Genomic DNA, 12,791 nt, shown 5'->3' on the forward strand with positions numbered 1-12,791 from the left:
GATTAGCGCTTTGCCAGCGTGACGCCCGTGGTGTGCACTGTCATACCGCACACGGGAGCTGTAACATGGGGAAGTAAATTACCGCAGTGGATACCTTTGCCTGTCGCTCTAACCAACTCTTTGTTTTTAGAACCAAAGCCCATATAAGCAAACACGGTATCTTGGCGAATACCCGGCGTGACTAAGGCATGGCCTTCTTCAGTGCCCACACTACTGGTAAGCCGGATTGGGTCGCCATTGCTGATCCCTAACTTGCCCGCTGTAACAGGGTGAACCCATACGGCATTATCCGACATCAAGCTCGCCAACATAGGCACATTGTGGGTTGCGCCATTGGTATGCACCGCCACTTTGCCTTGGATAAAGTACAACTCATCTGCTTTTTTAAGTGTCACTTCGCGAAACTTAATCACCCCGCGCCCCGGCGCCATCGCTTCAACTTTGGCAGAACTCAGTTCAATTTTACCGCTGGGTGTTTTAAAGGTCAGTGCACTTGCGTAAGTACCATCATCGTCCATCGGCCGCGCGCTTGGATAAGCCTTAGTAAAATCAGCCACCATTTTGGCATCGCGTAGCATTAGCGGTTTACCAAAGCTCACAAAACCTTCGTCTTTAATGCGTCGCAGTAGGTCTGTATCGCGGTTAACCTGCAGCATTTGCAATGTTTCCATGTTATCCCATGGATAAAACTCGCCAAGACCCATCGCCACGCCAACATCCTTAAATATCTGCCAAGAGGGCTTAGTGTCACCTAAGGTTTCAACAACTCGTTGGCGTACATAATAGGCAGGGTTTTTACCCGATTTATCGGCAATTTCTTCATCGCGTTCAAGATAGGTCGATTCAGGTAAAATCACGTCGGCATAAGCGGCGGTTTCACTAATGTACACATCGCACACCGCCACAAAGTCGAGCTTTTTCAAGGTTTCAACCACCCGAGCTCTGTCGGTCAGGGTTTGCATTGGGTTAGTGCGTGACATCACCCAGCCGTGTAATTGATAAGGCACAGCACTTAATGTCGCATCGAGAATGGTTTGATACACGCCGCCTGACGTCCACATCATGGCGTACTGCTCTTCCACCTGATCGATACGCTTAGCCTGAGGTTTAGGCATATCTTTTATGCCGGGTTTACCAAGTACGGGGGCTACATCTTCGCCAGCGAGTTTGTTGTAATCTGCCGGTTTTTGGCCGATATAAATCCCGCCTTTACATTCAAGATTACCAATCAAGACGTTAGCGGCGTACAAGGCGCGGCGCATCTCAAACTCTTCGGTGGTAAAGGTAGCTCTGTGACCAAAATCCACTACGGCATGGGGCGCCTTGGCGGCATATTCATGGGCAATGCGGCGAATATCTTTAGCTGGCACATCAGAAATCGTTTCAGCCCATTCAGGGGTATAGGCTTTAACCTCAGCGGCAAAGGCTTCAAAGCCTTCGACATAGCGCGCGACAAATGCCTTGTCGTAAAGATTATCTTCAATTAATACATGGCATAACGCCAAGGCGACGGCCACATCAGTTCCGGGGCGAATGGCGTACCATTCATCAGCCTTATCAGCCACAATGGAGAATCTTGGCTCAAACACCACCAGCTTGGCACCTTTGTCCATTTGCGCCGCCATCATGCCGCGGGTTTCGGACATATTGATGCCTTCGTACAGGTTATGGCCGAAGTTAATGATGTATTTTGAATTACTTAAATCGCGCTTAACCTTAGTACCAAAGATGGCCTTAGCGGCAATCTCATAACCACCGGGGCAAGTCGAGGCATGGGTAAAAGTATTGGGGCTACCAAAAGCGGTCGCGAGGTGAAACAAATGCTTTTCTTGTGAGCCAGATTTAGACGAGAACGCCACAGCCTCTGGGCCATATTCTTTTTTGATTTTATTTAAATTATCCGCAATTAAACGGTAGGCTTCATCCCAACTAATCTCGGCCCATTTACCTTCGCCACGCTCGCCAACCCGCTTTAACGGTTTAACAATACGCTGCGGATCGTACAATAAACTATGGCCTGCGCCGCCGCGGGCACACACTTTACCGCCAAAGGCTTTAGCAGCTTTATTACCACTAATAAAGACGTTTTTACCCTCAATTACCCGCGCCGAAATCGGGCAACGGGTCGAGCACATCTCGCAAATACTGGCAATATCTTTGCCCATGCCCTTTAGATGCTTATTCTCTAATGCGGCTAAGCTACCGGGCAGCAAACTGGCTAACGCGCACGTTGCACCGCTTGCCCCCGCTCCCTTTAAAAAGGTCCGCCTGTTAAGTCCAATCATAGTTACCTCCATCACACTCATTCCACTCGTATCGCAGATTAGCGATGACGCATTACGCTTCGCTGACTAATTTTTGTTTTACTTTTTCATTTCAATATTTTTATATCTTTGGGATTACAAATTGAATCCACTGCGGATTTTCACAGTTATTGTTATTCCAAAAGAGGTAGGCGGATATTGTGGTAAACCACATCAGCAAGTTGACTGTGATCTGTCGCAACTAAAATTAAAAAAAAGGCTAAAAATACGTGAATAAGATCAACGGTAGGAAAAACAGACTTTCGAGTGGCACTATAGAAATATCATTAATATCAATACATTGCTTTATTTTAGATATATTTGAATAAGTAAAACATATTAAAATACATCAAAAAATAACTTAAAAGAGTACAGCTAAGCCGTTAATCGCCTGTAGCGCTTTAAGCCAGCACTAGCCAAAAAAAATAAAGCCGACAACGACTCAGATGAGGAAAAAACAAGCAAAAAAATACCACCTAGTAAAACTAGGCGGTATTACGAAATCAAACGGCTATTGAGATATACTAACAATAAAGTAACAAACCGTAGACTAATCTATTAGCTCGATATCGAGGCAATTAAGTAGGCAAATCGCTTCGTCGCGACTAAATTTAGCACCTTTAATTTTATTGTTAAAAATATCGATATCGTAATGGGAAGCCTCACTAAAATCGGCTTCAAGTAATTGGCTACGACCAAACAGACTATGACTAAAATCCGTGTAGGTGAAATTAGCTTGGTTGAAACTGCCCTCGCGAAAATCCACATCATGGGCCTTGCATTCTTCAATGATGATTTCATCTAATGACAAACCTAAAAAGGAACAGTCATTCAAGATGCATTGTTTAAAAGAAAATGGCGCAGCAAAGGCTAAACGCGACCATGCGGCGCGGGTCCAATCTATGCCAACTAATTTACACTCTTCAAACTCTACCCCGCTAAACTGACACTGAGGCACTTTAACTAAACTCAAGTTACAGCGCACAAAGCGGCAATCGATAAACTTACACTTACGAAAAATACTCTCGCTAAAATGACAATCTTGAAAGCAGCAATCTTCAAACTCTATTCCTTGCCACTCCTGTGCTATTTCGGACAAACCATTAAAGTGTTTTGATAAAAAATCATTTCCCTTAAAAGCCACACTGGGCCCTACTAGTGGCGACATATCAGCCTATCCTCTTGATATTATTTATTTTAGTCATTTAATCCATGATGATTTTAAGTGTGACTATCTCCACGCCATCATACAACCGCTTTATGCTATTAAGTCACTTTACCCGATGAAATGTTTAACGATATAGCCTAATTATCTTGTAAAACGCACACATCCACATAAATAGCCGTGGCAAATTTGGTCAAAAAAGGTAAAATGCTGCCACTTTTTAGCGGCAGTCTAAAACAAGGTTATCTCGGATTAATGGTGAGCATTTTCGAGCAAAATACTACGGCAATCGCCCCCTGCGAACCACGCTCAATGTGGTGCCAACCTTGCTTTGCGTTTGTTCTTCCTCAAGCATTATCTCCTGCAGACACCATTCAAATGCCGCTCACTAATAAGATTATTACTGCTGAAAATTTAACATCAAATCCCGCAAACTGGCTCAGCGCTTTACGCCCTAAGCCAAGCGCAAATAATAAAGCGGTTGCAATGAATCAGGCTGTTGCTTACGCCACTGCCCATCTGCAAACCGATACTTATAAAAACCTAATCCCTACACTCTCTACCCTAAGGAATACTCGTCATGAGTCTTGCTGATTCCGTACTTGCCATCAATAACGATTTGCCTATCCGCACCGACAGCCCAGTCCACAGCGGCAAGGTTCGCAGCGTTTACTGGCTCACCGATGCTGACAGTCGCCGCTTAATTACTACTAAGGGTTACAACGTCCCTGAAGATACTCCGCTCGCCATCATGGTGATCAGCGACCGTATCTCGGCCTTCGACTGTATCTTCCACGGTGAAGGCGGCCTCAAAGGTATTCCCGGTAAAGGCGCGGCATTAAACGCGATTTCTAATCATTGGTTTAAACTGTTCGCCGAAAATGGCCTAGCCGACAGCCATATTTTAGATATCCCACACCCGTTCGTATGGATAGTACAAAAAGCCCGCCCAATTAAAGTTGAAGCCATTTGTCGCCAGTACATCACCGGCTCAATGTGGCGCGCTTATTCAAAAGGCGAACGGATATTTTGCGGCATTACACTGCCAGAAGGCTTAGAAAAAGATCAAAAGCTACCAGAGCTGTTAATCACCCCATCGACTAAGGGCATTTTAACCGGCATCCCAGGCGTGCCCGCCCAAGATGATGTGAACATCAGCCGAGCCGACATCGAAGCCAATTACCAAGCCTTTGGCTTTGAAAAGCTTGCTGATATTGACCTGTACGAGAAGCTGTTAAAAGATGGTTTTAAGGTGATATCAAAAGCACTGGTCGACATTGATCAAGTGTTTGTCGACACTAAATTTGAGTTCGGCTATGTCACCGACAAAGATGGTAATTCAAAACTTATCTATATGGATGAAGTCGGTACTCCAGACTCATCACGTATTTGGGACGGCGCCGCCTACCGCGATGGCAAGATTTTAGAAAACTCTAAAGAGGGTTTCCGCCAATTTCTGCTAACTCATTTCCCCGATCCTGATGTACTGCTAAATAAAGACAGAATGCCAGAGCGTGAAGCCCTCGCCCGCGACAATGACCTCCCACTTGAGGCCATGATGCAAGTGTCACGCACTTACACCGGCGTTGCCGAGAAAGTGACTGGCGCTCCAATCCCGCTGCCAGCGAATCCAAAGGCAGATATCATTAAGATACTCAAAGATGAGTATCATTTGATTGTTTAATCAGATTTTGGTTTTTATCAAAACTTAAATAGAAAAGGCGCTTAGGCGCCTTTTTGTTTAAGTCATTCACAAACTTAACCAATACATCGCTGATAATTAAGCACTGTCATTCCAGTGACACGCCATAAACTCATCCATGAGGGCTCAACGACGGCATCCATGCCGTCAACGGTCACTTACATGCCAATGCTTAATCCCGCCAACCCATCTAGCAATCTGTATGCCTTTTCACAAGCATACACTTTGCAAAATTAACAATGGATAGCTCGTTAAAACCCATTAATAATCCCAGTTAGATTGAGATACTATGCGTCCATTGAGGGTACCAACCTTTAGCAAGATATTTTACCAAATTTGGATCACCTTCAAACATTACTCGGCTACCTAATTTATACGCTAGTGCAGATTGGTCAACTCTTAAACCAGAGGCTCTTGCAGCCTGTGTAAGTTGGTGAAGTAAAGCTGCATTATTGCCGCTAGTTGGTTTTGCTTCAAAAACAGCAAAATTAATTTTGCTGCCAGAGGTAGAACGTTCACTCAAATGAGCCATATTAATTTGGGTCATAATATATTTTTCCTAAACAAAGTTTTCAATGTAAGGCGAATTACTTGCTTAGGGTGTTGCTGAGTCTAAAGCGATATCCTATAGTACCAACAACGGGATCCCGTTAACCTTCTAAGTAAACCAAGTAAATCGCCTTGCGGTATACATCCTTGTGACTAAGGTTCATTAACATGTGGAGTGTTACATGTACCTTAGTCGCTATCCATCAGCAAAAAAGCACTATATATAGTGTTTTTTTTTCGCTAAGACACAAGATAGTGAGGTTCTTCCTTATTTGCAAGTCTGAATTTAGGGGACATCTTGTTGATAACTTTTGGCGTTAGCAATGGCTAACCTGCTGAATTAATAACCAAGCTGGTTTCAATATATGTGAGGGATGTTCAAGCGCCCAAATTGAAAATATTAATCGCCGACTTTTTAGCATCTAAAAGACTTCGCACAATCCAAGTTACATAAAAAAGCGGTTTTACATAACGTACACAGCTTTGTATGGGAGTGATGATTAAGCTCGAGATAAGCTTAAATGCAACTATTCCATCTTTCATATTTCAATCCATGTAAATATTTACTTCTATCCTTGAGCCTAAGCTTAGGAAATACGACTTTATTCCAATATAACGTTTGTATCTCTACATCAGTACACGTTGCTACGTGAATGCTTTTAAAAAGATGGGACAGGCGATCTCTTTTTCTTTAAAGAACTCACAGACAACACATAATTCGCAGGAATACACCTTTCCCTGCGAAGTTGCTGAAGAGCGTTGAAGAAAATCGCGTGACGCAGACAGGACGTCTGCGTAGCTTTCGGGGGGAAGGGGCGAATGAAAATCGGTGATTTTCGCGCTTATGAGCGAGAGGCAGGGACTGCCGAACTGGGGGGCTTTACATGGATGTAAAGCGGATCCATCGGAAGCGTTAGCTATTTTCGAATAAGCACGAAGCCACTAATCAATGCATGTAACTTCTCTAGGGACGCCGGGGGATTTCCAAAAGGGGAACAGGCGCTTTTCCCCTTTTGGTCGGGTGTGGGGTGAAACCCCACGACTTTGATTCACCTCAGCCGTAAGGCCGCAATGACAGACAAAGAAGGACATATATGGTCACCTCAGGTTTAGCAAGGCCAACACTGCGGCGACAGAAGCTCACCTCCCCTCTGAGTTGCCGCAGGGCGAATAGACCTCTTGATTTAATAAAAAGTGTATGAGTTCGGTCATGGAGCATTAAAGGGGAAGCCCCACGACTTTGATCTTTATTTAAAATAAGTGAAACCAAATAAAATTTACAATACAAATAAAATCAAAATAAAAATAAAAATAAAAAAGGCGTGACACTGAGAGTGTCACGCCTTAATACTTAAATTATAAGTATCAAAAGACTAATCATTAGAAGCGATATTCAACACCGACACTCGCTTGATTAAAGTCTGTATCTGTTTTTCCGCCATTGGCTACATTATCAACATTAATATCTGCATCATACCAAGTGTACTCAGCATTAATTAAAAATCGATCTGTGACTTTAAATGCCACACCGGCACCGGCGAATACACCTTCGCCATCGTCATTACCAGAAAAACCGACGACGTCATAATCTGTCGAATACCATAACTGACCACCTTTAGCATATAGCTCTACTCGGTCAGCAATCGGAAGCATAACTTTAATAGCTGCCGTATAACCATCGGTTTCGGCATTTGCTAAACCATTACCATAGTCACCAAAGTTAATGTAACTACCTTCAAGAGCAAGGTATTTATTAAACTTATAACCCACAAGGCCCTGCATTACATCACTATTATCATCAAAATCATCATCGCCATCGACTTTTAAATAACCGTAGTTAGCGCCGACATAGATTCCGTTTTCTGCGGCATCACTGTTGCTCATGTTATCAGCATGAGAATATACACTAAAAGAGGCTAAAGAAATCACAGCAGCTAAAGTTAGAATTTTATTTTTCATAAAGAACTCCTTGTTAATTATTTAAATACACTAGATACAATACAAGAGTAATGCCAAACTTAATTAACTAATGTTTACAAAAAAGAATAGCCAAACAAAAAACAAAGGAAATCAAATGATTATAATAAAAAAATATATAATATAAATTAAATAGGAAACATTTACCAAGACCTATATTAGTCTCATAATCATATAACGCTATCGCGACTAAACGCTGTCTAAATGTATTTATTGCCTATGCATTTGTAACTATTTCCGAGGTAAAATGGCAACGCAACAAACAAGTTACATTTAACTATATTAATTATCATTTATATTAATGAAATAATATAAATAATAAATAGGCATAACTCTTTATTTAACTGACGAGCAAGCTATATCCAGTTGTCAAACCTTCAAAAGAAGATTAAATCTTCACGCAAACAAATAATGCATTACCGGATACACAATCCCACGGCACGATTTTTTCATAATCATGTTCAAAAATATGTACGTCAAAATAAGGGGCTAACAATTGCTGTAACTCAGTAAAACTGGTGGCGACCATGGTATGTTGGTCTTGCCATAGTTCAATCTCTTGCAAACCTGCATCTGGTGTATCAAATAGTGGTAAAGCGTCTGCTAGACTAGCCGTAAACGGCTGGCGACTTTTGGCAATATTCAATTTTAAATGCTGTTGCTCGCCTTCGCCGCCATAATGCCAACCGGACTCAAAAGCAAAATGATGAGCTGCAAACTCGGTAAAATGTTTAACCGAAGTGGTGTTATCGATTTTGTGTTTATCAACACTATTAAAACAGAATAAACCACCGTCGTTGAGCGCACTGTGCACGCTGGCAATACAACTTTTAAGGCGCTCAATACTTTGGCTGTAATGGATAGAATATAAAAAACAGGTAATCAGGTCGACGCGCTGTTCAAGGTAAAAAGTGGTCATATCTTGGAGGTTAAACTGCGCTTCAGGACAACGGCGCATCGCCATATCAAGCATAGGCTGGTTGATATCTAAACCGCTACATTGGTAGCCAAAGTCGATAAAATGCCGTACATGCGGACCCGTGCCACAGGCTAAATCAAGGTGCTGATGGCCATTATTACCTAAGAATTGTTGTAAACGATGAACGCTAGCACTCTGCTGTTGATAGTTGATATCGCTGCACATTAAATCGTAATAAGCGGATAAATCGGTATAGAGCGCGTTAGAAGACATAGTAGCGGAACATTCACGGGGCAATTTGAGGTGGCGCATGATATATCAGTTCGACCACATCAGAAACAACCAATTGCCAATCGTCAGTTACAGCACAAGTCGCGGTGATGGAATACATCTTAATCTAAGTGCCTCGCTACAGTAAGAGCTAACGCATTTTACGTTAGCGCATGGAAGTTGAGCTCAGCATAAGTACTCAGATGCTCAAGTTGCGGTTTAGCAAAGTAGTAGCCTTGAAAATATTCAATCCCAATGGCAGCGAGATAATTAAGTTCAGCTTCAATCTCAATGCCTTCAGCTAATACTGTGGTGTTCTGCTCAAGGCAAATACGTAAAATATCTTCAACGACTAACTGTTTAGCGGGTTCTAAATGAATATCGCGGATTAAATTCATATCCAATTTTAATACGTGTGGGCGTAAGGTTTCCAGCCAACTGATATCTGCATAACCACTACCAAAATCATCAATAGCCGTAATAAATCCACGTTTGGCATAACTTTCAAAAATACGGATCAATTTATTAAGGTCAACAATTTGTTCGCCTTCAATCACTTCAAACATGATTTTTCGGATATCGAAGCCATACATATCAGCGGCTTCAATGGTTGCGCGAATACAGGTTTCAGGGTTATAGACCGCATTAGGTAAAAAATTGATACTGAGCATCTTATCGAGTCCCAGCCTTGAAGCCGTTTCTATCGCTTTAACGCGGCAAGCCTGATCAAAGTAATATTTATTGTCATCATTGATTTGTTCAAATACCCACGCGGCGCCCTGACCCTCAGAGCCTCTGACAAGGGCTTCATAACCATGGATTTGCCGGCTCGGCCAATGAATAATGGGCTGGAATGCCATTCTAATTTCAAATCCTAGCGACTTGCCACTTAAGCAATCCATGCAAGTTTGTTGTTTTATACGTGCGGGAAAATCCATAAACGGTCTCCTTAATATGGCAGCTAGTTAGTGTGAGGATAAATTGTTAATTTTGCCAGTTTTATACTCCATCATTGCAATTTAACTGACAAATAAAAAATTAATAAAAACATCTACAAATCAAGCTTGAAAACTAAGTAAATGAGATAGGGCAAACCTACGTGGTTCGCCCATATCAATAACCGTTCTTTATTTACTATTTCAGTTTATAAATCACTTCGACTCTATCTTCAATGCTCACTTGACCGTATTGATAACTCTCAGTCGTCCCCATGGCTTCAGCTTTAGCATTCATACGCAACATGACAGGTTGCACTGGACGTTGATCGAAATAGCGGATTTGCCAAATTTTACCAAGACTTTCACCAAAGCCTTTAGCCAAAGACTCAGCTTTTTGTTTAGCATCAACAATCGCGGCTTGGCGAGCCTTGGCAACATATTCAGCTTCTTTACTCGACTTTAGAGCAATATTATTTACCCGATTCATACCCTCTTCTAAGGCCGAGTCTAAAATAGTATTCAGTCGACTTAAGTCTGTTATTGTCACGGTAATTTGGCGACTGGCAGTGTAACCCGACAGTTCAGGCCCTTTATCCTGCACATATATGTATTGTGGTTGTAGATTTAAGTTGGCACTCTGAATTTGATCTTTAGTCACACCAGCTGCAGTAAGCCGAGCGATAAACTTCGCCACAGCGGCATCAGAATTATCTTTAGCGGCTTTAGCGGTTTTTTCAGTAACGGACACTTCTACCGTCAAATCGGCCATATCGGGTTCGACTTGAATTTGACTGACGCCCAGTGTTTCAATGTGTGGAAAATCAACTTCTGCTGCCAGTACAGCGGGAGCTATCAGCATGCTAGAAAATAAACTACCGGCCACGAATACTGCTAAAAAGGATTGCTTCATCACTGACTCCAAAAATAATATCTAAAATCCCAGCATTAACATGGGATAGCGAAAACAAGAAACCGGATACCAACCTTCACCGTTAATCCTGATACTTCCCTATAAACGCAGGGCAAAATCAAAAGGGTTAATGTTTATAACAAATATTGATAAAAAACATTTATATTTTTTAGTGCGCCCCAACGCTGCGATGCTGCACCAGCGCTTATTCTTATATCCATACACAAAATAGGGCTAAAGACGACTTCATATACTCGCCACTCAACTGTACACTTTTCAGCCAAATTTACTGTACCTTTTAATCACTTCAGGTATAATCCGCCAACTTTTTTAAGGTTGCTTTAAACCTCAGCGAGAAACCATGACAGTTCAAACTTTTAAACCCAAGCAAACAACCACGCTTGATATCCCAGTAAAAACATTAGAAGCTGCCAGCACTAATGCTGTTGCTACTGGAAATCGCATTGGTTTCATATCTTTGGGTTGCCCAAAAAACCTCGTGGATTCTGAGCGAATTCTGACTCAATTACGCATCGACGGCTACGAAGTGACTAATAGTTATGACAATGCCGATCTGGTTATCGTCAATACCTGCGGCTTTATTGATGCTGCGGTTGAAGAGTCCCTTGATGCGATACGTGAAGCCCTAGAAGAAAACGGCAAAGTGATTGTAACTGGCTGTCTTGGCGCTAAAGAAAACCAAATCCGTGAAGTGCATCCAGATGTATTAGAAATCACTGGACCACACAGCTACGAAGCCGTGTTAAAGCATGTTCATAAATATGTGCCTAAGCCAGAACACAATCCCTTTACATCATTAATCCCACAAACTGGGGTTAAGTTAACGCCTAAGCATTACGCTTATTTGAAGATTTCAGAAGGTTGCGACAACCGTTGCACTTTCTGCATTATTCCTTCACTGCGTGGTGACTTAGATAGCCGCCCAGCAGGCAGCATCTTAGATGAAGCCAAACGTTTAGTGGAATCTGGCGTACAAGAAATTCTCGTTGTGAGCCAAGATACCTCGGCCTACGGCAAAGACAAAGGCGGTCGTACCGATTTTTGGAACGGCATGCCCGTTAAGCAAGACATTACTAGCCTAGCTCGCCACCTTGGTAAAATGGGCGCTTGGGTGCGTTTGCATTATATCTACCCATACCCTTGGGTTGACGATTTGATCCCGCTGATGGCGGAAGGTTTAATCCTGCCGTATTTGGATATTCCAATGCAGCATGCAAGCCCACGTATCCTGAAGATGATGAAGCGTCCAGGCCGTGTTGACCGTCAATTAGAAGCGATTCAACGCTGGCGCGAAATCTGCCCAGACTTAGTAATCCGCTCGACGTTCATCGTCGGCTTCCCGGGTGAAACTGAAGAAGATTTCCAAATCCTACTCGATTTCTTAAAAGAAGCTCGTCTGGATCGCGTTGGTTGCTTTAAGTATTCAGAAGTCGATGGCGCTGTCGCCAACACTATCGCCGAGCTTATCAGCGAAGAAGTGAAAGAAGACAGATACCACAGATTTATGGAACTTCAAGCCGAAATCAGCGCCGAGCGTTTAGCCCGTTTCGTTGGCCGTACCTTAGATATACTGATTGACGATGTAGACGAAGAAGGCGCCATTGGCCGCAGCTTTGCTGACGCACCAGAAATCGACGGCATGGTGTTTATCAATGGTGAAACGGAGCTTGAAGCCGGCATGTTAGTGCGCGCGCGCATTACCCATTCAGATGAGCACGATCTATGGGCTGAAGTGGTAGACGCTGATACCCAAGACTAAGCCAGTCTTAATATAAGACATGCTATTACCAAAAAAGCGAACCACTGGTTCGCTTTTTTGTTTTCTATCATTCAATACAGTTTACGCACTAGCGTACCGAATGCCTTTAATCAGCTTCTAGATCTGCATTTATATCAGCGCCTAATCCTATGATTTATACCATTTATATTAATTAACTGGTCAGAATTGCCCATCGTCTAGAGCACAATTTACTCACCCTTTCTTTATTCTCTATGAAGCTATTCCATGCGATGGAACACTGCTCAACAATGTCGTCA

The 12,791-nt window shown here is 42.7% G+C and carries 10 protein-coding genes; 3 read left to right on the forward strand and 7 right to left on the reverse strand.

The features are described from left to right. Positions 1-2: 2 nt before the first annotated feature. Together phsA and L2717_RS13550 are read right to left on the reverse strand one after the other, a co-directional pair. Positions 3-2,285 (reverse strand): thiosulfate reductase PhsA, encoded by a 2,283-nt coding sequence (phsA, locus tag L2717_RS13545; RefSeq protein ID WP_220774333.1) that lies wholly within the window; start codon positions 2,283-2,285, stop codon positions 3-5. Positions 2,286-2,853: 568 nt separating this feature from the next. Beyond that, a complete protein-coding gene (locus L2717_RS13550; RefSeq protein WP_220774959.1) occupies positions 2,854-3,471 on the reverse strand; it encodes a pentapeptide repeat-containing protein in 618 nt (205 codons plus the stop codon). Positions 3,472-3,648: 177 nt separating this feature from the next. Here L2717_RS13550 and L2717_RS13555 point away from each other — a divergent pair, with 177 nt between their 5' ends. Together L2717_RS13555 and L2717_RS13560 are read left to right on the forward strand one after the other, a co-directional pair. Continuing rightward, positions 3,649-4,062 carry a hypothetical protein gene (locus tag L2717_RS13555; RefSeq protein ID WP_246611802.1) on the forward strand — a complete coding sequence of 138 codons (414 nt, stop codon included), beginning with the start codon at positions 3,649-3,651 and terminating at the stop codon, positions 4,060-4,062. Continuing rightward, the gene (locus L2717_RS13560; RefSeq protein WP_220774958.1) at positions 4,049-5,152 is read left to right on the forward strand and encodes a phosphoribosylaminoimidazolesuccinocarboxamide synthase; all 1,104 of its coding nucleotides are present in this window, start codon (positions 4,049-4,051) and stop codon (positions 5,150-5,152) included. The genes L2717_RS13555 and L2717_RS13560 overlap by 14 nt, the downstream gene beginning before the upstream one ends. 292 nt (positions 5,153-5,444) lie before the next feature. On the opposite strand, the gene L2717_RS13565 is transcribed toward L2717_RS13560, so the two are convergent. The 5 genes from L2717_RS13565 to L2717_RS13585 all read right to left on the reverse strand — a co-directional run bounded on the left by L2717_RS13565 (position 5,445) and on the right by L2717_RS13585 (position 10,733). Continuing rightward, a complete protein-coding gene (locus L2717_RS13565) occupies positions 5,445-5,717 on the reverse strand; it encodes a hypothetical protein (RefSeq protein WP_220774957.1) in 273 nt (90 codons plus the stop codon). 1,382 nt (positions 5,718-7,099) lie between these two features. Beyond that, positions 7,100-7,678: a porin family protein gene (locus tag L2717_RS13570; RefSeq protein ID WP_248938073.1), complete on the reverse strand. Its 579-nt coding sequence runs from the start codon at positions 7,676-7,678 to the stop codon at positions 7,100-7,102. 406 nt (positions 7,679-8,084) lie between these two features. Beyond that, positions 8,085-8,888 carry a class I SAM-dependent DNA methyltransferase gene (locus L2717_RS13575; protein ID WP_220775131.1) on the reverse strand — a complete coding sequence of 268 codons (804 nt, stop codon included), beginning with the start codon at positions 8,886-8,888 and terminating at the stop codon, positions 8,085-8,087. A 158-nt stretch (positions 8,889-9,046) separates the two neighbouring features. Beyond that, positions 9,047-9,823, reverse strand: coding sequence for an EAL domain-containing protein (locus L2717_RS13580; RefSeq protein WP_220775130.1), 777 nt, complete (start codon positions 9,821-9,823; stop codon positions 9,047-9,049). Between the two features lie 196 nt (positions 9,824-10,019). Continuing rightward, on the reverse strand, positions 10,020-10,733 hold the full coding sequence (locus L2717_RS13585; RefSeq protein WP_220775067.1) for an oxidative stress defense protein: 714 nt from the start codon (positions 10,731-10,733) through the stop codon (positions 10,020-10,022). A 361-nt stretch (positions 10,734-11,094) separates the two neighbouring features. Here L2717_RS13585 and rimO point away from each other — a divergent pair, with 361 nt between their 5' ends. Continuing rightward, positions 11,095-12,513, forward strand: a complete 1,419-nt coding sequence (rimO, locus tag L2717_RS13590; RefSeq protein ID WP_220775068.1) for a 30S ribosomal protein S12 methylthiotransferase RimO — start codon at positions 11,095-11,097, stop codon at positions 12,511-12,513. The last annotated feature ends 278 nt before the right edge of the window (positions 12,514-12,791 follow it).

The organism is Shewanella glacialipiscicola, from assembly GCF_023283485.1.
Classification (GTDB): Bacteria; Pseudomonadota; Gammaproteobacteria; order Enterobacterales; family Shewanellaceae; genus Shewanella; species Shewanella glacialipiscicola.

What these genes read in the sequence shown, in the direction of transcription:
- L2717_RS13560 (WP_220774958.1), top strand. Translation starts at nt 4,049, where the DNA reads ATGAGTCTTGCTGATTCCGTACTTGCCATCAATAACGATTTGCCTATC.
- L2717_RS13575 (WP_220775131.1), bottom strand. Translation starts at nt 8,888, where the DNA reads ATGTCTTCTAACGCGCTCTATACCGATTTATCCGCTTATTACGATTTA.
- rimO (WP_220775068.1), top strand. Translation starts at nt 11,095, where the DNA reads ATGACAGTTCAAACTTTTAAACCCAAGCAAACAACCACGCTTGATATC.
- L2717_RS13550 (WP_220774959.1), bottom strand. Translation starts at nt 3,471, where the DNA reads ATGTCGCCACTAGTAGGGCCCAGTGTGGCTTTTAAGGGAAATGATTTT.
- L2717_RS13570 (WP_248938073.1), bottom strand. Translation starts at nt 7,678, where the DNA reads ATGAAAAATAAAATTCTAACTTTAGCTGCTGTGATTTCTTTAGCCTCT.
- L2717_RS13585 (WP_220775067.1), bottom strand. Translation starts at nt 10,733, where the DNA reads ATGAAGCAATCCTTTTTAGCAGTATTCGTGGCCGGTAGTTTATTTTCT.
- phsA (WP_220774333.1), bottom strand. Translation starts at nt 2,285, where the DNA reads ATGATTGGACTTAACAGGCGGACCTTTTTAAAGGGAGCGGGGGCAAGC.
- L2717_RS13580 (WP_220775130.1), bottom strand. Translation starts at nt 9,823, where the DNA reads ATGGATTTTCCCGCACGTATAAAACAACAAACTTGCATGGATTGCTTA.
- L2717_RS13565 (WP_220774957.1), bottom strand. Translation starts at nt 5,717, where the DNA reads ATGACCCAAATTAATATGGCTCATTTGAGTGAACGTTCTACCTCTGGC.